Source organism: Mycobacterium sp. E1747, assembly GCF_001667775.1.
Lineage (GTDB): Bacteria > Actinomycetota > Actinomycetes > Mycobacteriales > Mycobacteriaceae > Mycobacterium.
The window spans coordinates 124114-144256 of sequence record NZ_LZJI01000040.1 but is presented as its reverse complement, the minus strand read 5'-3'; the positions used below and the strand labels follow the sequence as shown (position 1 = coordinate 144256).

Below are 20143 nucleotides of genomic sequence, written 5' to 3'. Positions count from 1 at the left end.
CAACCCGCCGGCCACCAGGGCGCTGGTCGCTAACCGCACGATCCGTCGCATCATGATTTCCTCTTCCATCGGGCGACCGTGGTGGGCGCTCTCGAATCGAAGTAAATGGTGCGCCCGCCGCTACCGATCCCAAAGTTCTATACCGGCGCCGGCGCCAGGTAGGGGCGGCGTCAGTCAGGCGGGCAGCGGCTAGCGGAGCACGACTCCGTGCTGTGACCGTTAAGGATCGTTACCGCAATCGTGATTTCCGCGCTCGTATCATCGAATTACGAGTTATCCGACGCTTTAGACCTGGACAACGCCGATCGGCGTCCGCAAGCCTGGGGGCTGATATGACGATCGCAATCGCCGCGCACGAGCTACTCCATAAAGACGCGTCCCACGCGCATGACGATGTCACTGCGGCGGTCGCAAGAATCAACGCCATGCCTTGGCGAGGGGACACTGTTGTCGCCGAACTGAAGCCGCGTTGGCGACTCACAGAAGAAGAAGTCGTACGCGCGGCGATCACGGTGATATTGGTAGCCCTCGTGGCGGTCATCGGCGTCGCCGCGGTCGCGATCTTGACGATGGGCTAGTGCGGGTCACGAGTAGCGTCCCGGTGGCATTGGCGGTTGTTCGGTCATGTGAAGGCCTTTGTCTCGGGGGTCAAGCCGCGGCCGGTCGGATGGGGCGTCATAGCGCTTTGGTGGCCGCGCAGACGATGCCGCGCTGCCTGGGGGGGGTACCCGACCACGTTGAGTCAACCGGTCAGATCGACGCCATGGGATCTCCGAGTCGGATAAGGTTTGAACGCCCAACCCAGCCGACACTCCGGAATTTCGGTGCGCGGTCCACTTGTGAATAACTTTTGCAGAGAACAGTTCCTGCCTTGCCCCGACTAATGTCCGCCCGTGGAGCTACAGCTGCGATTGTGCTTCTTGTCGCCAGCACGCCGACCTCGGCCTGCAGCCATCGGCCCTCATCCAATACGACCGCTTCCATCAATTCAACCGCGCCACCCACCGAGGCGCCGGCCGAGCAAAGCGACTCATTGACGTTGGCTGGCGGCCCTTTCCCGCTGCACGACGTCCAATGCCGCCACCTGGGCGGCGCGGTGTTCATCACGGCCCAAACGCAATCCGGTGGACGTGTCATCGTCGACGCCGCAGGCGGCACAGTCGAAACGCTGGACTTCACCGCCGATGGTATCGCCTATTTCTGGGAGCCGACCTCGACCGGAGGCGCTCCGGCACCAACGCTGACGCAAGACGGTGACAAGTACACGGTGACTGGCAGGATCAAACAACTTCACGACTACACCAAGCTTAGTGATTTCACGTTCAGAGTGACCTGCCCGCATTGAGCGTCTTCGAACCTACAGACCGCTGCACAAGCAGTTAAAGCTGTCGGTTTCGTGGACCACCCACGACCAGTCAAGCGACCCAAATTCGCAGCCGCGCTAGGTCTCCTCTACACCCCGCCTGCCGGGCGGAGCGAAACCACCTGCGGCACAAGCAGTTCAGCGAGATTCATTATGCCGATGCAAATTGGTCTCGCGCGCCTCTGAGATTCGCTTCTGCTTGGCGAGATAAAGCTCGGCGTCCGCGGCGGCGTGCAGCGTGGGGATATCGGCGTCCTTGCCGCCGGCCGACGCCATCCCCATGCTGGTGCCCGGCGTGTGTAGCCGCGCGGCCGCCACGAACTGCTCCGCGGCCGTCGGCTTGCGGCCCGCACGGTCGGCGATGCACACCGCGAACTCGTCGCCGCCGAGCCTGGCCAGAACGGCGTTGGCGGGAGCCACTTCTCGCCAGAAATCCGCGCGACTGATCAGGTGCCGGTCGCCGGCGACATGTCCGTCGGTGTCGTTGATCTGTTTGAAGTTGTCGATGTCCAGCGCGACGACGGTGACGGTGGTCGCGGCCGAACGGGCTCGCGCCAGCAGGTCGGCGGTGGCAATCTCCCAGCCGGCACGGTTGAGCAGCCCGGTGAGCGGATCGGTGCACGCCGCGGCGACCAGGGTCCGCGTCAGCAGGCCGAACGACTCGGCGGCGCCGACAATCGCGATCACGAAGATGAGGTAGTCGATGTACAACTTGGGCATGGGCGCGAGCGCAAGCGCGACGACACACGCCACGGTGAGCGCGCCGACCAGCTCCGCGCCCCGGCGCGGAGAGTGAAACCCGCGGAGGTACATCGCCAGAAACATCGGGGCGATCAGGCAGATGAACTCGGCGCCGATCGCGACGTGGAAGGCCATCACCATGGGTGTGGCGACGATCGCCATGGCCGTCGCCGGCCCGGGTTTGTCGGGCCGGACGGCCAGCCAAGCCAACGCCGCGGCACCGAGCACGATCGCCGCGATGCCTCCGGTCGGGTTCCCCGGCTTCAACCCGGGATGGATGCGGATGAAGGTACTGAACACCACACCCCAGGTGTAAAGGAACGTGGTCGCGCCCAAATAGATCCGCAGCAGCCGAACCTGATGCTTGCCGTAAAAGCCGCTGCCAGAGTCAGCGCGCAACCGCAGCCGGTTTCGGCCTGCCTGACGGCCGAAGAGGCCTCGGAGGCTAAGACCCATCCGGTCAACTCTCCCGGTCATGTGCTGACGCCGGCCAATTCTGACATTCGCCATTTTGGCGAGCGCGTTGCCGATTATGTGAACGGTACTAAAACATGCCGCGACACGCTGAACGACGTCGCAAACTTCCGAATCGGCACTTCGCCGAGCGACGACCCCACTCCAGGAAATTACCGTCGTACGGGATCGCCGAGCCGCTCCCGTCTTTCAGCGGTCAAACCGCCCGGCCAGGTACTCGGTTCGGCACGCACTGCGGGCGAGCTTCCCGCTCGTAGTGCGCGGGATGGTCCCGGCTGCCACCAGCCGCACGTCGCTGACGTGGAGGTGGTGATGCCGCGAGATGGCCGCCCGCACGGTCTCGGCGATCGACCCCGACTCGATACGGCCGGCGCCGGCGGCGCGCTCGGCGACGACGACCACCCGCTCACCGGAGCCGCTGCTGGCCGAAACATAGTCGGCGGGAACAGAAAATGCGGCGACGTAACCTCTGCGGATGCCCGGCGAAGCGTCGCTCGCCGTTGTTTCAATGTCGTGCGGGTAGTGGTTGCGGCCATCGATGATGATGAGGTCTTTGATGCGTCCGGTCAGGTACAGCTCGCCGTCGAGGTAGACACCGAGATCGCCAGTGGCCAGCCAGCAGCCATTGTCCGGGGCGCCGTCGGCATGGCTACCGATCTCCAGCCTCGACTGCAGCTTGTTATGGAACACCCGTCGTGTTTCGTCTTCGCGGCCGAAGTATCCGCGGCCAATGTTATTGCCGTGCAACCAGATTTCACCCACGGTACCGTCCGGAACCTCCGCTCCGTCCGGGTCGGCGATCACCGCCCACTGCTCAAGGATGGGCTGGCCGCACGAGACGTGCGCAACCGCACCCGGGACAGTAGGCGAGACAGGCACCGCTCGGCCGGCGCCGAGCTGCTCGCGGTCGAGGAAGACGGCGCTGGCCGCGGCATCCGAGGCGATACTGGCGACCGACAGCGTCGCTTCGGCCATGCCGTAGGACGGCTTGACCACGGCGGCGGGCAGGCCAAACGGGGTAAAGGCAGTGGTGAACTGCTCGATGGCCGCGATCGTCACCGGCTCCGACCCGTTGAGCAGGCACACCACGTTACTTAGGTCGAGGTGTTCACCGTTGGGGGGTAGTCCCCGTTGGGCCGTCAATTCGAAGGCAAAGTTCGGGGCCGCCGCCATGGTCCGTCCGTAAGTCGCCGAGATGCCCAATTGCTTGATCCAGCGGTAGGGCCGGCGAACGAACGCCATGGGGTCCATCAGCGTGACGTGCGCTCCGAAGAAGGCGGTGAACATGACCATCATCAAGCCCATGTCGTGATAGAGCGGCAGCCAGCTCACACATTGGACGTCCATGTCCAGCCCGCCATGCAGGATCATCTGCATCGCGTTGGTGTAGACGGCACGATGGGTGATCTCCACCCCGGCCGGTGTGCGCGTCGAGCCCGAGGTGTACTGCAGATAGGCGAGATCGTCGGTATCGCGGACCACGTCGGTGAAGCTCTGGGCAAGTGTCGCGGGTACCGCATCCACCGCGATCATCCGCGGCCGCTCCTCGGGGGACAGATTCCGCAGGAACGTGCGAACCGGTGCGGCCGCCGCGGTCGTGGTCAGGACTGCGGTGGGCCGACCATCGCGCAACACCGCCGCCAACCGCTCGCCGTGCCCGGCCAAGGTCGGCGCAAACAGGGGGATCGCGACGTTGCCCGCGTGGACGGCGGCGAAGAAGCTGGCCACGTAGTCGAGGCCCTGTGGCGCCAGGATCGCCACCCGGTCGCCGGGCTTGGTGACCTGCTGCAACCGCGCGCCGATCGCGCAGACACGCGACCAGAGCTCATTCCAAGTGAGCTCGACTACTCGCCCGTCCTGGTCTTGCGAGTAGTCGATGAAACGGTAGGCCGGGCTGTCGCCGAACTGAGTTCTGTTCCAGTCGAAATTCGACGTCAACGTCACACCCTCGGGCACCACGATCCCGCCGACAAGCGCCGCTTCCGTATTTGGGCTGTTCGAAGCCGCGCTCAAGTTGGTTAATTTGTAATCCCGAGTCACGTTGGAACAGATTAATAGAGGCGCTAACGAAGTGCGCTGTCGGATGGCCAACATCACCAAGGCGCGCCCCGGTCCGCACCACTCGGCCACGCAATGTATCGTGGCGACGGCCGCGCGCCACCCCCTTGGCTCGGCCGCTCAAGGTTCTCGAAACACGAGGTCTATCAGATACTTTCGGCTGCATATCCGACACAGCGGGGAGCGTGTGCCTGCGATGAGAACTGACTCATCTGATGAACACAGCGAATTTTTACTGGTGCCCCTCATATTCGATTCCGCCGTCTGCTATCGATTCGGAGTGCTCGGTGAGCGGACGTCTCCTCGCGGGCCTGGCGGAGTGCGGCCGGACAGGGCGGCCAACCGGTCGATGGCGGGGGCCTGTTCATCGACTGGTTGAGGTGACGCGAATTCGCCACTGCGCTGTAAGGCCGCTGAGCGGCTCTGGGCGAAAGCCAGAGCCTCGACGCACAGATCCTCTGCCAGGTGCAGAGGTGTGCCGGTGGCGACCGCGATGTCCCAGCAGTGGATCAGCAGATCGGCCACCCGAAGGGCAACTCGGCTTCGCAGCTGCGCCGGAATGTCGATAGAGACGTCACCCGGGCCGCTGAGCACTTGCTGCAGTGCTTCTGTTGAACGACGGTAGCTGCCGAGGAGGTCACCGGATGTGCTGGCGCTGGCGGCAGCTTGGACACTGACTTGGTCGAGTTGGCGGGCGAAGTTGAGGTTGACGTCAATGAGGTGCTGGGTGACGTCGGCGACCGTCCATCCGGTGCACGGGGTGGGAGCCAGCCACTGGTCGCCGGTGAGGTGCGCGAGGAGGTCATCGACGGCACGAGCGGCGCGGGTGAAGTGCGTGTGATCGGCGAAGGGCATGCGTGGATCCTCTGGGTTCCGGCGGCTCCGATAAGAAAAATAAGACTATAATAAGGGAATTCTAAGGGCCCGTTCGGTTCCTGCGCAATCAACCGACGAGCGGCGATGAGGGGGTCCTCGTGCCTGCAGCGTGTTGCACGCCTGGCGCGGCCTTGTGGTCGCCGCGCCGGGAGAGCCTGACATCGACTCGGTCTCCCGCTTTCCCGCCCGGCGGCAGTAATCGACGAGGGACCCCTGTGACGGCCTCACCTCACTGCACACTCGCGACCTGCTGGTCCGCCAAGCTCAACAAGACCAGCGGTGCGTTATAGAACCAACGCTGTCCGACAAAACACAGATCGCTACGGCGCGTAGTGGCACTCCGAATTATCGGAATGAGTCCGTGACGCGAACTCGACTGATGCACAGGGAAATTGCCACTGCGGAGTAGGTAGCGCTCGCTAGCTCCCCAGCGCTCGCCGCAAGAGGAACAACACCAGCAGGATGATCAGCACCCAGTTGCTGACCGCGTGCGCAGCGGCGGACTCGGCGACCGCGCGTCGTCTCACCTGGTCAACTCGGTCACGGCTGGCCGATATCTGATCACCAAGTTGGTCGGCCCATTCGTCGCGTCGCCGCTCATTTTCCATACGCACGCATTCACGTTCTCGTTGCACTTTCGCCCACGATTCGGGGTCCTCATCCCTATTGGCGGGCAGCGCAGGGTAGGGCAGACGTTCATACTGGGGTACTTCTCGCGCCGCTTCCAGCTCAGGGCCAAGTGCCGCAATGGCACGCAAGTACACCATCAGGAAATACAGCCCGCTAACGGTCAGCGCCAAGCAAGCCGCGATCGGAATTCCCGCCCAAAAATGGGTCACCCCAAAGGCGACTTGCCTCGTCACTTTTCGGCGGAGACCTTGCCGTTCAGCCCGATCGCGAAACGCCAACTCTTCGGCATGGGCTAACCACGGAACCACAGCGGCCGCCAGAATCGGCACCGCAACCCCCACCATTTTCCAGATAAACCCGCTCTGTCCCGTCTGTGCGAGCGTAACGTTGCCGCTATTGCCCAGCATCCGCCACCAACCCCAGCCAAGCAGCGGAAATACGTTCACGAGCGCGACGTAGACAGCAACCACCACGGTGAGCTGGCCAACGGCCGCCGGGATCATCCACCAGCGGATCGCCATAACTGTTCGGCGATAGTCCTGGCGGAGACGTTCGTGACGAACCACGCTTAGCAGCGACCGCACCAGACTCACGCCAATGAATACCACAACTGCGGCGGTCAGGAGGGTCGCCAATCTTCCGTGCATCTCGCCCCTCATCTTGACAAAGTGCGACCGACACCGTTGCCCGCCACCCATATTCACGACTCGCACCTAACCCGCCCGGCACGGTGGTGCAGGTTCCCGGGGTCTTGGATGAGGCGGCGTACAACTCAGCCGTAGGAGGACTGACTTGTCGAAACGTCGGCCAGCCACCCGGCGGGGGAGCAACCAATATTATCCGCGGGTAAACACTCCCGGCCGAACCGACGGTTGGGCGCCCCAGTGGTCGCCGAGATGTGCTGAAGTCGCCAGATCTGCTGAGAATCCACGCCAAAGTCCGCCAAGGCCAGCGCGATTACCGCCACATACATCGAGACCGAACACTAAATATGTTGCCGCCCAACAGGATCGGCAATATGCGGATCTACTGGTAATGCCGCATACTCGATTAATGCAAATTCCCCGATGAGGCGGGGTGCGGAAGGCGAGTTGCTAGCCTTTCCAGACGACCTTGTCCGTGCCTCCGGCGTCCCGGTAAACCACGCTGTCGGGGTTCGTACCGTTGCGAACGTCGAAGTAAATGCGCCCTGTAACAGGGCTGCCTAAGGGGAGTGGCCCCTCAGGAAGGCCGTCGGTCTGGTTGCCCTTCATCACCGCGTACGTTGAGCTGTTGACGGCCCGAGCGTTGAAGTCGGCAATGTTCGGAGTTGCGTTACCGCTCACACCTTTGGCCGTAACATCGGAATACCAGATTCCGTCGTTGTGGCCGCTGGGTTGCAGGTTGCTCACGGTGTAGTCGATGGTGCCACCATTACTGGAAAGCTCTGCCATCTGGCCGAATTGCAGCACTTGCGGATCGGCGAGTGCCGGCGTCGCCGCGAGAAGTCCCGCCGCCGCCAATGCGGCTGTTGCTGCCAATGTTTTCGATGCAATGTGTGAGAACGCCACGTCGGGCTCCCTTCGTGAGGTACCAGCTGTCAGAGACCGACAGCTGATTCAGAGGGTTATCCAAAGGTCGGACTTTCAAACCTGATGTTTGCCAGCACTCTTGGCGATCCTGGGCAATCGTCGATCCCACTCTAAATCTGAGCAATTCTCTCCCAGGGGCCGGATATCCATGGGATGTCATGGAAAGGTCCGCCGAGCCCATCGTGGATTTCGTCGAGCCATCGTCACCTTGGTCAGGCGCTCTCGCTCGGCGTCTGTGACCGCGGCGTAAGTTCGTTCGGAGCTAAGAAGGTTCGACAGCCCGCACAACAAGACGACGCGAGAGGAAGCTCATGACAACGATCGCATACCACCGCGCGGCGGTCGTCGGCCTGGCCGCCGTCGCGCTCATCGCTGTGGGCTGCGGCAATGGCACGAGCGGCGACGCGTCGGCACCACGCCAGGTCGGAGCGAGCGCCACGTCCGCGCCTAAAACCCCAGCGCAGCCCACCGAGGTGAAGCTCATCGGGGAGCGCGACGTCGAGGTGACTCTGACCGGCCCGATCGCTGCCAAGTACTCATCGGCGTCCGAGGATCAGAAGAAGGCTCTCGGCAAACCACTGACGGGTGACCGCAACGCGGGAACACGGGAGAGCGGCGTGGTATTTCAGCAGTTCCAGGGTGGCGTGATCACTGCCAGGAGCCACCAGGCCGGCACGCCCGCATATATCACCCTGGGGAAGATCCGGGAGGCCTGGAATGTCCCGCGCGACCCGGACGGCACGCCCGCGATTACCGGCACTAACGGTTCGGCAGGTCCGCTAGGCCTCGCCATCAGCGACCAGGACACCGTCGGCGATCTGCTCGTGTCAAACTTCGACCACGGCAGGATCGAGTACAACCCGAAGACCGGCCAGCTCGAGGTGACGGTGAACGGCAAGGTCGTACCATCCGGGCTCTAGAAGGACTTGATGACACGCACTTCGGACATGGACGCCACGACGATCCTGCGCGGCGTTACCGTCGTGGACACCCGCGACGGATCGCTCGTCGCCAACCAAGACGTCATAACCGCGAACGGCCAGATCGCCGGTATTACCGAGACTGATCGGCACAACACCCGCAGTCGCATCGTCGAATTGCCAGGCAAATACGTCGTTCCCGGCTACCTGGACATGCATGCCCATCCGCTCGGCGACGGGGACCGTACTGGCACCCTGCGGCTGATGCTGACAAAGGGGATCACCGGGTTTCGGCAGATGTCCGGCTCGATGAAGCTGCTCAGGCAGCGACAGATGGGCACCTTGCCGATGCCGGTTGAATCGCCGGACGTCGTGCAGATGCCTGGGGCGGTACTCAGCCCGCTCAACGCGGGCAGCCCCAAGGCCGCGGTGACCTCGGTGCGCGAGCAGCACGCCGGCGGGGCGGACTTTATCAAAGTCGGATTGGTCAGCCCCAACATCTTTTTCGCAGCACAGCAGGAGGCCAAGAGCCTCGGAATCCCGATCCTCGGCCACCTGCCAGTGGGCATAGACGTGGTCGAGGCGTCCGCCCGCGGCATGAAGTGCATCGAGCATTTGGGCCCCGGGTTGGGGATCCTGGCGGCTTGCTCAACTGCGAAGGCCGAGCTGTTGACGGCGCTGAGCGCCAAACCTATGAAGGCGCCGCCGTTTCGTATCCCGTTCGGCGATCAGTTGTTTCTACCGATCCTTCGTAGGGTGATTCTCAATCCGTATGCGGCACAAGGGCATCAATCCGCCGACGTGATGCGACGCGCTATCGACACCTTCAGCGAGGATTTGGCGCGCGAACTCGCCGCGCGCTTCGTCGCCGACGGGACATGGCAGTGCCCTACCTTGATCCGCGAATGCACGTGCAAGATGAGCGACGAACCGCAGTTTCGCCAGGATCCAAATCACCGCTTCGTCGGCCCGTCCACGCTCAAGCAGTGGCATAACTCCGGTCACCGCTTCGACGTCCTACCCGACAGCCTGCGTGCCGCCTTCCGGGACAGCTACCGACTCGAACTAAGGCTCACAAAGCTGTTCGACGAAGAAGGTGTGAAGATCATCGCCGGAAGCGACTGCTCCGGAGCGGCGTGGGAAATACCTGGGTACTCCCTGCACCAAGAATTCGACGCGTTCGCCCAAGCCGGCCTGTCTCCGCTGCGAGTGCTGCAGAGCACGACGCTGCACGGGGCCGAATACCTCGACAAGACATCGACCATGGGCACGGTCGACGTCGGCAAGGTCGCCGACCTCGTTGTGCTGGAGGGCAATCCGGTTGAAAGCGTTGACAATTTACATCGCGTGCACGGCGTCATGCGCGCGGGTCGGTACTACTCGGATACCGATCTCACCGCTCTCGAACACAATGTCGCCTCCACTCGCTCAATCAACTAGGCCACCGCTGAGTCGAAGACACCGATGATTCATCAGATGAAACGGCGACCTCACCCGGTGAGGGTGGCGTCGCCGGTGAACGCCTCGCGCAACCCGACCAGCTCCACCACTGCCGCCCAGTTCGAGCAGCGAACCGTGCCGCGGCCGGCGCTCAGGAATCCTCACGACTGCGGTTTCCAGGGCAGCACGTGTCCCTGGCGCACCAGCTGGCCGTACTGCTCGGGTGTCACGGGACTGTCGATGAGGTCTAGGATCGCGACGGCGGCCTGCGCGGGTGTCGGGGCGTCGCTGACGTCCCACCACACCGAGGAGGTGGGCGTGTTCATCATGCCGGGGCATACCGCGGCCAGCAGGATGTTGGCGGCGGCGTCTGCTTCGTGGCGCTGGGCGGCCAACGTCCGCACCGCAGCGACTTGGCCGACCTTGGACGGGATGTTGACGAACCCCGGCCAGGGCCCGCCGCGGCTGGTGCCGTCGGTGACCGCGTCACGCCACCTGGCGATCTGCTCGTCGATCTCATCGAGCGTGGCGATGTCATCGAAGCGATCCCACAGCACCGGGGCGAGATAGTTCAAGGTGCCCAGCGAACTGGCGATCACCAGGAATCGTCCGCCGCGGCGTAGCAGCGGCGCGAAGGCCCGCAGGCAGCGGGTGGTGCCGAAGTTGTTGACCTGGGTGTACTCATCGATGATGGCGGCGGGATCGTCCTCGGGTCCCACACGCATGACGGCATTGTTGAGCACGATGTCCACCCCGCCGTGGCGGCGGTGCAGCTCGGTGGCGAAACGAGCGGCCGCATCGGGCTGGCCCACGTCGAGGATCTCACCGCGTACCTGGGCGCTGGTGGACCCCAACGCGTCGATGGCGTGATTGATCCGGTCGTAGTTGCGGCCGGTCAGGTAGACGACGTCGTCGGGATCCAGACGCTGGGCCAGGCCCTCGGCCAGCGCCAGACCCAACCCTTGGGTGGCCCCGGTGATGACGGCGATGCGTTGCGTGCTGGTCGTCACTGCACTCCTGCCGGAGACGAGGTGGACTGAGCGACAAGGGTTTCGGAGACGTCCCACAACCGTGCGGCGTTGTCGGGATCGAGGGCATAACCCGCGACGCCGGCCAGGGTCCCGCTGCGGGCGTGGACGGTCTCGGTCTCGTCGCAGTCGATGAAGTAGCGTCCGCCGATCCCGTCGAGCAATGGTGAGGTGGCCAGCACGGCTGAGGTTGCCGCCACGCCGGTGCCCGACGACGCGCCGGTGACGACCGCGCGGCGGCCGGACAGGTCGATCCCGTCGATGACATCGAGTGCGGTACTGCTGAACCCAAAAGGGGTGTGGACCAAACTCACCGGAAAAGCCTTCCGCGCCACCCTGAATTCACTTCCTTTGTAGTGGATCGATGTTGCGACTCTTCCACGTAGGGCGATTGAGTGCCTCGGCGAGCGCTAGCGTCCCGTCCAGACAGGTTCGCGTCGCTCGAAGAAGGCTCGTACCCCCTCGGCTGAATCGCGGGAGGACAACGTGTTGGCTCTGGCTTGCTCGGTGACCTGCCATGCGAATTCGTCGTCGGCAGCCTGGACGCGCTCGAGCGCAACCAGACTCTCCTGCACTGACACGGGGGAATTGCGGCATATGCGTTCGGCGAGCTCCAGGGCCGCGGGCAGCGCAAGTCCCGTGTCGGTAATCTCGTTGACAAAGCCCAGCCCGTAGGCGCGTTCGGCGGTGATCGGCTCGCCAGTCAGTAGGAGCTGTTTAGCTATGTTGAGCGGCAGCGCGCGGTGCGTGCGGAACAGCCCGCCGCAAGTGGCAATGACGCCGCGCCGCGACTCAGGCAGTCCAAATGTGGCTTCACGCCCGGCGACCACCAGATCACACGCGAGCACGATCTCCATGCCACCGCCGTACGCGAAGCCCTCGACCGCTGCGATCAGCGGTTTGCGGCGGGCGCGTCGCGCCACCCCATAGTCGCCACCACGCGCCGTGGGTTCTCCCGAGCCGCTGCGGAGGTCGGTGCCGGCCGAGAACCCTCGTCCTTCGCCGGTGAGCACAGCGACCCACAGTTCGGGATCGTCCTCAAACTCATTGAGTGCCGAATCTAGACCGCTGGTCATCGCCGCATCGAAGGCGTTGCGTTTGTCTGGCCGATTTAGTCTGACTACGAAAATTCTTCCAATCCTGTCGATTTCGACTGCCACAAGTCCTCCACTCGAATCATTACGGTATGCACAAGTTATAACGGCTGGCGTCCACACGTGTTCTTGGCGCACCGGCGCCTTGGGCGCAACCCTGAGCCCGTCGTTGTCTGCGTCGGGTACCGCAACAAGGAGCAGGGGAGCGGTTACTTCGACGCGATTGTTGCCGCGTGACCCCAACGCGTACGTCAGTTTGCGGCAGCTTATAGGCCATAATTCCGGCTAGCCAGCGGCTAGTCATCAGGCTAGTATGCTGGTTATGAAGTCGGTGCCGCTCACTGAAGCCAAAGACAAGCTTTCCGCGCTGGTCGACGAGGCCGACACGACCCATGAAATCATCCAGATCACCCGCCACGGTCGGGTCGCTGCGGTCATCATGTCCGCCGATGACCTCGAGTCCCTTAACGAGACCCTGCACGCGCTGCGGACTCCCGGTATTGCCGAGGAACTCAAGCAGGCAGACGCCGACTACGCCGTCGGAAACACCGTCAGCGGCGAGCAGCTCCGCGAGCGCTACGGCCTGAAGTGACAGGCGGCGATGCGCCGTGGACTGTGCAGCTGTCACCGACGGCGGTGCGTGCGCTAGATCGACTGCCGCACAAAGTCGCTGCCGCGATCGCTGAATTCGTCACCGCCGCCTTGCCAGCCGACCCGTACCGGCTTTCCAAGCCGTTACGGTTTGAGTTCGAAGGATGGCGCGTGGCCCGCCGCGGCGATTACCGCGTCACGTTCCGCACACTTGAGGACGACCACGTGCTGTACGTCGGCCGCATCGAACACCGGGCTCATACCTATCGACGCCACTAATCTCAGCCGCACGGCAGTACCGCCGCCTCGCAAGCGGTGCCTGGAACCGGAGAAGGAACCGTACTGTGACAAAACGGCCTGACCCTCCGGCTGGCCGTACAATCCGGGAAAATTGCTATGGCCCGAGAAGTGTTCTGTAGCAAGGACTTCCCGACCTCAAACCAACGGCAGAATTGAGCGATTTCACCGCACACCGGCCGACGGCTGGGCCTACGCCCGGCTCTAGACGTCAACCGAACAGCACGACTCCGCGCTGCCTGGCTGGCTGCATTTCTACAATCATCACCGAGCCCATTCCGCCATCGGAGGCCAGCCACCAGTCACCCGCCTGACCAACCTCCCTAAACATCACAATTAGTCGTCGTTGAGTTGGCTAGCTTGTCAGCTCCTTGGCGGCGTAGTCGCCAATGCTGTCACTGTCGAACGTGGATGCCAAGGGCGTTGGCACAGAGGACTTGTGGTTTGCTGGCGTCTTTAGTTGGTCGTCGCCTCGTCGTGGCGTGTGTGCGATGCGCGAGCCGACGTGGCGTGGGTCAGGGGGCGGTGGCGGCACGGACCACACCACGCAGCCACCGGTGGCGACCGTCGTTGTCGAGTGCGCGGTTCCAAATCATCTGGTAGGGCATGGTGGCCACCTCGGTCGGCGCGCGCAGGGCGCACAGTTTCTCGTTGTCGGCCCAGGCGGATCGAAGCCGCGCGGGAAGGGTGGCGATCAGGTCGGTTCCGGGGAGTAGCGCCGTTGCCGCCGAGTAGTACGGCACGGTGACACCGGCCGCCCGCGGGGTGCCCAGCTCAGTCAGGGGTACGTCGATAGCGGTTTGTTGGCCATCGGCGGTGTCGATGACGACATGCTGATAGCGCAGGTATTCGGCCAGCGTGATCCCTGGGCGCCCGGCAAGCGGATGCTCGGAGGCCATCACGCAGGTGAACCCCTCCACGTAGATAACCGCGGATTGCAGATCCTCGGGCAGGGCGCCACCATAGAGCCCGATATCGACTGCCCCGCTACGGATGTGCTCGATGATGCCGTCCAGGCCCAGGTTGCGAAATCGAACCGGCGCATTCGGAGACTGCGCACGCACCTGCCGGCAGATGGCAGGGCCGAAGACCTGGACCGCGTAGTCGCTGCCCGCCACCGTCACGGGTTGGCTGGCCTGCGCTGGGTCGAATTTGTTGGGCGACAACAAGTTTTCTAACAGCGGTATGACGGTACTGAGTTGTTGGTAGATGTCCTCTGCGCGGGTGGTGAGCCGCAAACCGCCCGGATCTTTTACCAGCAGCGGATCGTCGAGCACTCGCCGCAGGCGTTGCAGGGTGCGGCTCATAGCCGGCTGGCTCAACCCGACGCGCACCGCGGCCCGCGACACCTGGCGCTCTTCGAGCAGCGCGACCAGCGGGGTGAGCAGGTTCAGATCGACCCGCTCAGTATGCGTAGTAAGCATGCATCACATCATAGATATGCATGTGACAAATGGTCACGCCAAGGGCAGACTCGACCCCATGACCTCCGACGTTGTTCTGATCACCGGGCGCATCCAGCGGTTTCGGCCAGCCCATCGCCGAAAGCCTGGCCCCGACGGGCACAGCGCGCACGCCTCGATTCGTGATCCCGCCGAGCTCTAAACGTGCTGAGCATGCAGCGCGTCACCCGGGTCGTGCTGCCGCACCTGCGCAGCGCGGGCAGGGTCTGCTGGTGTCAGCCTCTTAGCAGCCGTCAAAGCTCCCAGAATGGGTACAGGAGGATCCGGGTGACGGAGCATTGTCTGCTGGGCAATTCGGTCTTGCGAGTCTTCCCAATTTGCCTGGGCACCATGACTTTCAGCACAAACTGGGGCCGCGGCGCCGACGCTGATGAAGCACGGCGCATCTTCGATGCTTACGTCGAGCGGGGCGAAGACCTCATCGACACCGCAGTCAACTACACCGATAGTGAGTGCGAACGACTCGTCGGGCGATTGACGGCGTCGCACCGGGAACGGCTTATCGTGTCAACGAAGTCAACGATGTCGCGCACGCCGAGCGATCCCAACTCCGAAATCACCGGCTCAACATGGTCCGCTCGGTGGAAGCCAGTCTGCGGCATCTGGAACGCCTTCCAGAATCGACCGCGCCCTGTTTCCGTCCAAGGCAGCAGCACCGCATGACTACATACCGATCCGCTGCACCAGCCCACATTTGGAACTCGCCGTTCCATCTCATGACCCCGCGCCGCGGAAAGGGTTTATCGCCAAGGCGACTGAGGGTCCGGCCTGTCACCACTGCCAGCCGCCCGACCGCAGCACGAACGTCAAGGAATTCCACGTGAAGATATCCGGCAACACCATTTTCATCCCCGGCGCCACCAGCGGCATCGGACTCGAGCTCGCAATTGCATTGCACGCCAAGGGAAACACGGTCATCGTCGGTGGGCGCCGCCAGGAACTGCTGGACCAAATCGCCGCCGAGCATCCTGGCATCGACGCCGTGCACATCGACACTGCCGACCCGGTCAGCATCCGCGACACGGCCGTCCAGGTGCTGGCCCACCACCCTGACCTCAATGTGCTCATCGCGATGGCCGGGATCATGACAATTGAGGACTGGCATAATTCAGACTCGTTCCTCGCCTCCGCGGAATCCACCATCACTACCAACGTCCTGGGCCCGATCCGGCTGCTTGCGGCGTTCATCGAGCACCTGCAGGCCCAACCGCAGGCTACCGTCATCACGGTCTCGTCGGGGTTGGCGTTCACCCCGCTGAAGGTGACACCCAGCTACAACGCCTCCAAGGCCGCCGTTCACATGCTCACCGAGACGCTGAGGCTGCAGTTCGCCGGATCCAGTGTGGAGTTCAAAGAGCTGCAGCCACCCGCGGTGAAGACCGACCTCGTGCCTGGCCAGCGAGACAGCGAGTGGGCCATGCCGCTGCCAGAATTCGTCACCGAAGTCATCGCCATCCTGGAAAACCACCCGGAGGTGAACGAGATTCAGGTTGAGAACGTCAAATTCCTGCGTTACTCCGAGGTGCGGGGAGACTATGACGAGGCCATCGCCATCCTGAACTCCACGGACCCACACGCAAACAAGTAACTTGCCCTCCAACCCTTCCGAGGATGTCGGTTCATGGATGGGATGCTGACAAGGGGAGGTCCGTGCATAGGAGCATCGACCCGTAAGCACGACCGCTCAGGAGCATAACCCCGCGGGCGTTCGTCGATACCGGAGGATATCCTTCTCGTTCCGCAACAGGCGACACCGACCACAACCGCGTTCTACGAGGGGTTCTCGCTGCTGCTCAGTCGGCCCGCTAGAACGAGCACGTGGGTACATCGGATGCTTGAGCGTCGTCTTGAGCCACCAACTCTGCAACCAGACACCTGTAAGGGAGGGAACATTGACGAACCGCGTTCGCGACGTACAGAGTTGCTGATGGTGAACGGCAAGGTGTTGTTCGGCCTGGGTCTTGAAAGTGGCTGCGATCAGGTCGAAGTCATCCTGCGGCATGCGCGGGCAGCCGACGAAGCCCGGTTGGACTTCTTCAGTGTGGGCGATCATCCGTACTTTGCTGACCGTGTGGACGCTTATGCGACGTTGGGCTTCGTCCTTGGAGCCACCAAAACCATCGGCGGCACGGTGATTTGCACGAACTTACTCAGCCGACCGGCGCCAATTCTCGCCCGGACCATCGCTGGTCTGTCAGTGCTCTCGGGCGATCGTGTGGTGCTGGTGGTGGGCGCGGGTGGGAATTGGGACGAGATAATTGCTCTGGGCGTTCCCCGGCTGTCGCCTGGCGCTCGAATTCGGGCCCTAGAAGAGGCGATCGTCTTGACCAGAGCCCTCACCGGCGGAGGCGACCCGATCACGTTTGAAGGCGAGTTTTACCAGGTGTATGACCTCGCCCCGACGGTCGCGCCGACACCACCAATCTGGGTGGGATGCGGCGGCCCCAAGGGGCTGGCGGTAACCGGCCGTCATGCCGACGGGTGGATCCCGCCGCACGCCGCCGACTGGCGAAGCACGCTGGTTGCCCAGTCCCGACTCCTGATCGACGAGGCCGCCACCTCGGTCGACAAGGATCCCAGGGAAGTGGGCACGATCTACAACGTCGCAGGCCCCATCGCCCGCGACCCGGTTCCATCGTCGCAAACCCGCACCGACACCGGACGCTGGAACGGGGGCGGGGTTATTCAGTGGATCGAAGAACTCAGTTACGCCGTCCTCGACTGTGGCGCGACCGCCTTCAACTATGTGGTCCCCCCGGGCGGCGCAGAACTCGATGACACAACTCTCAAGCTCTGGGCCTACGAAGTCGTTCCGGCTGTGCGGGAAGTGACTTCGCACCGCTGATCGGTAGAGCAACGATCCGGCGCGCCGTCATCGATGACGACGATTGGGTGCAACGTATGACCGGCTCGGGCACGCGGAACCGGCGGCCCGGTTGATGCTCGGAAAATGTTTCAGGCAGGACCGTCTCATTTGAGTTGGCGGACCAGTCAACGCCCAGCTGGCTCGCGCGCGTCGCCGCATCTGCCCGCCCACATGCCCCATCGGCCCGATCCGTGGGCCGCCACGTAGAGATTCGAGACAGGATATGAGACGGCACCACCTGCGAGTTCAGTGCGGGGGGGGAGTGCTTCGTCGACCCTGTCTCGTTTCTCTACAACCGAGACTCTTAAGAACGGCTTTGGCTGGTGAGAGCGGGTTAGCCGGCGGTGGTGCGCCGGGAAGCACGGATTACCACCCAGTAGGCAAACCAGCACAACGCACCGAGGATCGGTACGCACCACGCGACCGCCAACCACACCGCTGACCGCGTCGGATGCCGTCTGGCGATCATGGCGGTGGCGGATCCGGCCAGCAGCAGCCATGCCACCACCCCCGGAATGCCGAGCACGAACAACGCCAATTCCGAGTCGAGGCCGTCACAGCCCATTACTGAGGGGTACCGAGCGCACTCGCTGAGCCCAGACTCCAGGGGAAGCGGCACTGACACGACCATGCACACCATCGTTGCACTCGACGCCGACACAGCGGGCAGAGAAACCAGTCACGATCCCCGCGGTCGCCGCACTCATCGTCGGATTCTTTGCACTGACAGAGCCAAGGCCATCGTCAGGGTCATCGACGCCAGAGCCGGCGACGACGACTTCTGCTCCGGGTCGACGCTCGCACGTCGATGGCCCACGCGCGGTGTCGGGGGACCTCGAGCCCCGACGAGGGATCCTGGCTGGACGTACACTCTCCAGTTATGAACAAGGGTAAGAGAATCTTGTTTGTGCTGCTGCTCGCCTTCGCCGTCTCAACAACATCGGTCAGCTGCCTTCCCACCTGCCCCAACACCGGCGAGCCGGCCGTCATGTGCTGATCGCCTGCGGCCCTTGGGACCCTGTCGATCGGGATGATCGCGATCGGGGCGCCTCGGGGCAGCAAGGCTCGACCGGCCGCGACCAGGCACTGCTGCTGTCCAGGCATCTGACCCGACCGAACCACCTGGGTAGCCAATGCGCAGTCGGGGGTAGATCTGATTCATCTGATGAACAGCGGAATGCCCAACTTGACATAATGTCGCTTATCGGCAAAGTCTGTTGCGGGCTGCATCAGATGAAAGTGCTCGCACCCGTTGACGATTGGCTCCTCATCTGCCCAGTTCTCGGGTGACTGTTCCGACGTCTCCAGTCCCGAACGAACCGCTGCGATAGTTATGCATAGAAAACAGGGAAAAACAGGGATCTGAGCCACTGCGGCGGGCCGGACCGACGTTCGAATCGCATCCGATATCAGTCTCATCGGTTGTTTACGCCGAGGTTCAGAGACCCCGCCCTTCCGCGACCGCTCCCTCTCTTCCATATCCTGGACGATACGTCACGGTGACGAATTGACTTGGGCCGCAAGGGCTATCAGGATCCGGTGACTGTTGGGCCTCGGACAGATTTCAAGCCTCGGGAGCACTCCGCGCCTTCAACGTTTCTCTTCAGCACGGTCATCATGCGGGCCTGCATGGTCCAGACGACCGGAACGTAGATCCAGAAGTTGTAGACCCGCTCCAACCATCGGGGTCGTGTGGCCTGATACCCACCGATCACCAAACGTGTTCGACCGCCCTCAAGCTCGTTCAGCCAGAAGCACCACAGCCCTTCCGTGTAGGCCCGGGGCCTGGGTTGTTTCGGGTCTAGGACGTGGCCGAGAAGGTCGCTTAACCAGTACAGTCCGAGCAGCCGATTCGGTTCGAGAATCGCGATCTCGAAGGAGTCCACGATCCGGCTCCCCGGCGTGCGGAACCTCAGACGGTCACCGACGACGCGGTCTTGCCACTCAGGGTGCACCTCGTGGGCACTCGACACGCCGGCATTGTCGAGGTGATCCCAGGAGTACCAGCCGGCGCGATCACCGCCCAGCTGAACTAGCCAGGGCCAGACTTGATCTGGCGGCGCCTCGATTGTGACGGCCATCGTCACCCCTCGTGCGCCGCCGGGAACCCACTCCGCGCCGGGAAACGGCCCGGCGACTTCCTCGTCGCTGGCGCCCCAGCGCCACAGCTGAGGCCGCACAAGCCGGGCGTATCCGAGCGCCGCCGCGCTAGCCGTCGCGGCTGCCGCGAGTACGAATTTGGCCTTCACCTCGACAGCGTCCCACGTGTGGGAGGGCGTCGGCAGAGACCAAAGTCACCCCGCAACCCCATTTAGACATTTAACGGCCACGACACAACGCCCGGCCCACAGCTCTGGACGGGTTCTCCGGTTCCTCACCCGGGTCAGAGAAGCAACTCGCACCTGTTGAGCACGCCCCCGTCACCAGTTTCTGTTGCGGGCTGCATCAGATGAAAGTGTCCGCACCCTTTGACGATTGGCCCATCTGCGCATGCCACGGCACCTGTCCCGACGTCTCCAGCCCCCGAACGAGCCGCTGCGGTGGTTGTGCAGACGCCGAGGCCGGCGATCTTTCAATCGCTTAGTGAATGATTCGGGTGTTAGGTGGGGTCTTGAGCGAGCCCCGACCCGCCCGGTGCCATAGCTGGCAGCCCACCATCTACATCGCCCTGCGCCGGGCCGCGTCCCAATACGTCACGGTGACGAATATTGTGGCGGCGCAAGGTTATTGA

General features: G+C 63.3%; 20 protein-coding genes and 1 pseudogene. 10 read left to right on the top strand and 11 right to left on the bottom strand.

The window, feature by feature from the left end:
* Positions 1 to 332: 332 nt before the first annotated feature.
* Both A5695_RS03410 and A5695_RS03405 read left to right on the top strand, forming a co-directional pair.
* Positions 333 to 578, top strand: a complete 246-nt coding sequence (locus A5695_RS03410) for a hypothetical protein (RefSeq protein ID WP_068078123.1) — start codon at positions 333 to 335, stop codon at positions 576 to 578.
* Positions 579 to 913: 335 nt separating this feature from the next.
* Entirely contained in the window at positions 914 to 1345 is a 432-nt protein-coding gene (locus A5695_RS03405; protein WP_197515346.1) for a lipoprotein LpqH, read from the top strand.
* Between the two features lie 156 nt (positions 1346 to 1501).
* Here the strand turns inward: A5695_RS03405 and A5695_RS03400 are convergent, their stop codons facing one another.
* The 5 genes from A5695_RS03400 to A5695_RS03380 form a co-directional block, all read right to left on the bottom strand.
* Positions 1502 to 2509: a GGDEF domain-containing protein gene (locus tag A5695_RS03400; protein WP_068078172.1), complete on the bottom strand. Its 1008-nt coding sequence runs from the start codon at positions 2507 to 2509 to the stop codon at positions 1502 to 1504.
* A 258-nt stretch (positions 2510 to 2767) separates the two neighbouring features.
* Positions 2768 to 4672, bottom strand: a complete 1905-nt coding sequence (locus A5695_RS03395; protein ID WP_082945826.1) for a fatty acyl-AMP ligase — start codon at positions 4670 to 4672, stop codon at positions 2768 to 2770.
* A gap of 231 nt (positions 4673 to 4903) precedes the next feature.
* The gene (locus tag A5695_RS03390) at positions 4904 to 5491 is read right to left on the bottom strand and encodes a TIGR03086 family metal-binding protein (RefSeq protein WP_068078117.1); all 588 of its coding nucleotides are present in this window, start codon (positions 5489 to 5491) and stop codon (positions 4904 to 4906) included.
* A 440-nt stretch (positions 5492 to 5931) separates the two neighbouring features.
* Entirely contained in the window at positions 5932 to 6801 is an 870-nt protein-coding gene (locus tag A5695_RS03385; protein ID WP_068078114.1) for a hypothetical protein, read from the bottom strand.
* Positions 6802 to 7236: 435 nt separating this feature from the next.
* A complete protein-coding gene (locus A5695_RS03380; protein WP_068078111.1) occupies positions 7237 to 7692 on the bottom strand; it encodes an MPT63 family protein in 456 nt (151 codons plus the stop codon).
* Between the two features lie 332 nt (positions 7693 to 8024).
* Here A5695_RS03380 and A5695_RS03375 point away from each other — a divergent pair, with 332 nt between their 5' ends.
* Both A5695_RS03375 and A5695_RS03370 read left to right on the top strand, forming a co-directional pair.
* Positions 8025 to 8633, top strand: coding sequence for an LGFP repeat-containing protein (locus tag A5695_RS03375; RefSeq protein WP_068078107.1), 609 nt, complete (start codon positions 8025 to 8027; stop codon positions 8631 to 8633).
* Between the two features lie 27 nt (positions 8634 to 8660).
* The gene (locus A5695_RS03370; RefSeq protein WP_197515345.1) at positions 8661 to 10073 is read left to right on the top strand and encodes an amidohydrolase family protein; all 1413 of its coding nucleotides are present in this window, start codon (positions 8661 to 8663) and stop codon (positions 10071 to 10073) included.
* 161 nt (positions 10074 to 10234) lie between these two features.
* On the opposite strand, the gene A5695_RS03365 is transcribed toward A5695_RS03370, so the two are convergent.
* From A5695_RS03365 to A5695_RS03355, 3 genes are all read right to left on the bottom strand, one after another.
* Complete coding sequence (locus tag A5695_RS03365; protein WP_068078102.1) at positions 10235 to 11083, bottom strand: SDR family oxidoreductase; 849 nt, start codon at positions 11081 to 11083, stop codon at positions 10235 to 10237.
* Positions 11080 to 11415 (bottom strand): hypothetical protein, encoded by a 336-nt coding sequence (locus tag A5695_RS27165; RefSeq protein ID WP_197515344.1) that lies wholly within the window; start codon positions 11413 to 11415, stop codon positions 11080 to 11082. The genes A5695_RS03365 and A5695_RS27165 overlap by 4 nt, the downstream gene beginning before the upstream one ends.
* Positions 11416 to 11511: 96 nt before the next feature.
* Positions 11512 to 12261 carry an enoyl-CoA hydratase-related protein gene (locus A5695_RS03355; RefSeq protein WP_068078097.1) on the bottom strand — a complete coding sequence of 250 codons (750 nt, stop codon included), beginning with the start codon at positions 12259 to 12261 and terminating at the stop codon, positions 11512 to 11514.
* A gap of 256 nt (positions 12262 to 12517) precedes the next feature.
* Between A5695_RS03355 and A5695_RS03350 the strand changes: the two genes are divergently transcribed.
* The 3 genes and pseudogenes from A5695_RS03350 to A5695_RS27160 all read left to right on the top strand — a co-directional run.
* On the top strand, positions 12518 to 12787 hold the full coding sequence (locus A5695_RS03350; protein ID WP_068078094.1) for a type II toxin-antitoxin system Phd/YefM family antitoxin: 270 nt from the start codon (positions 12518 to 12520) through the stop codon (positions 12785 to 12787).
* A complete protein-coding gene (locus tag A5695_RS03345) occupies positions 12784 to 13065 on the top strand; it encodes a type II toxin-antitoxin system RelE/ParE family toxin (protein ID WP_068078091.1) in 282 nt (93 codons plus the stop codon). The genes A5695_RS03350 and A5695_RS03345 overlap by 4 nt, the downstream gene beginning before the upstream one ends.
* 142 nt (positions 13066 to 13207) lie before the next feature.
* Positions 13208 to 13423: pseudogene (locus A5695_RS27160) on the top strand (integrase core domain-containing protein); the annotation flags it as partial.
* Between the two features lie 175 nt (positions 13424 to 13598).
* Here A5695_RS27160 and A5695_RS03340 read toward each other — a convergent pair.
* On the bottom strand, positions 13599 to 14507 hold the full coding sequence (locus tag A5695_RS03340) for a LysR family transcriptional regulator (protein WP_068078089.1): 909 nt from the start codon (positions 14505 to 14507) through the stop codon (positions 13599 to 13601).
* 306 nt (positions 14508 to 14813) lie between these two features.
* On the opposite strand from A5695_RS03340, the gene A5695_RS28900 reads away from it, so the two are divergent.
* From A5695_RS28900 to A5695_RS03320, 3 genes are all read left to right on the top strand, one after another.
* Positions 14814 to 15209 carry an aldo/keto reductase gene (locus tag A5695_RS28900; protein ID WP_197515343.1) on the top strand — a complete coding sequence of 132 codons (396 nt, stop codon included), beginning with the start codon at positions 14814 to 14816 and terminating at the stop codon, positions 15207 to 15209.
* Positions 15210 to 15366: 157 nt separating this feature from the next.
* Positions 15367 to 16134 (top strand): SDR family oxidoreductase, encoded by a 768-nt coding sequence (locus tag A5695_RS03325; RefSeq protein ID WP_068078167.1) that lies wholly within the window; start codon positions 15367 to 15369, stop codon positions 16132 to 16134.
* A gap of 339 nt (positions 16135 to 16473) precedes the next feature.
* Positions 16474 to 17391 carry an LLM class flavin-dependent oxidoreductase gene (locus tag A5695_RS03320; RefSeq protein ID WP_068078081.1) on the top strand — a complete coding sequence of 306 codons (918 nt, stop codon included), beginning with the start codon at positions 16474 to 16476 and terminating at the stop codon, positions 17389 to 17391.
* A gap of 355 nt (positions 17392 to 17746) precedes the next feature.
* On the opposite strand, the gene A5695_RS03315 is transcribed toward A5695_RS03320, so the two are convergent.
* Positions 17747 to 17977, bottom strand: coding sequence for a PLDc N-terminal domain-containing protein (locus A5695_RS03315; RefSeq protein WP_068078078.1), 231 nt, complete (start codon positions 17975 to 17977; stop codon positions 17747 to 17749).
* Positions 17978 to 18941: 964 nt separating this feature from the next.
* The gene (locus A5695_RS03305; RefSeq protein WP_231974697.1) at positions 18942 to 19493 is read right to left on the bottom strand and encodes a hypothetical protein; all 552 of its coding nucleotides are present in this window, start codon (positions 19491 to 19493) and stop codon (positions 18942 to 18944) included.
* Positions 19494 to 20143 lie beyond the last annotated feature (650 nt).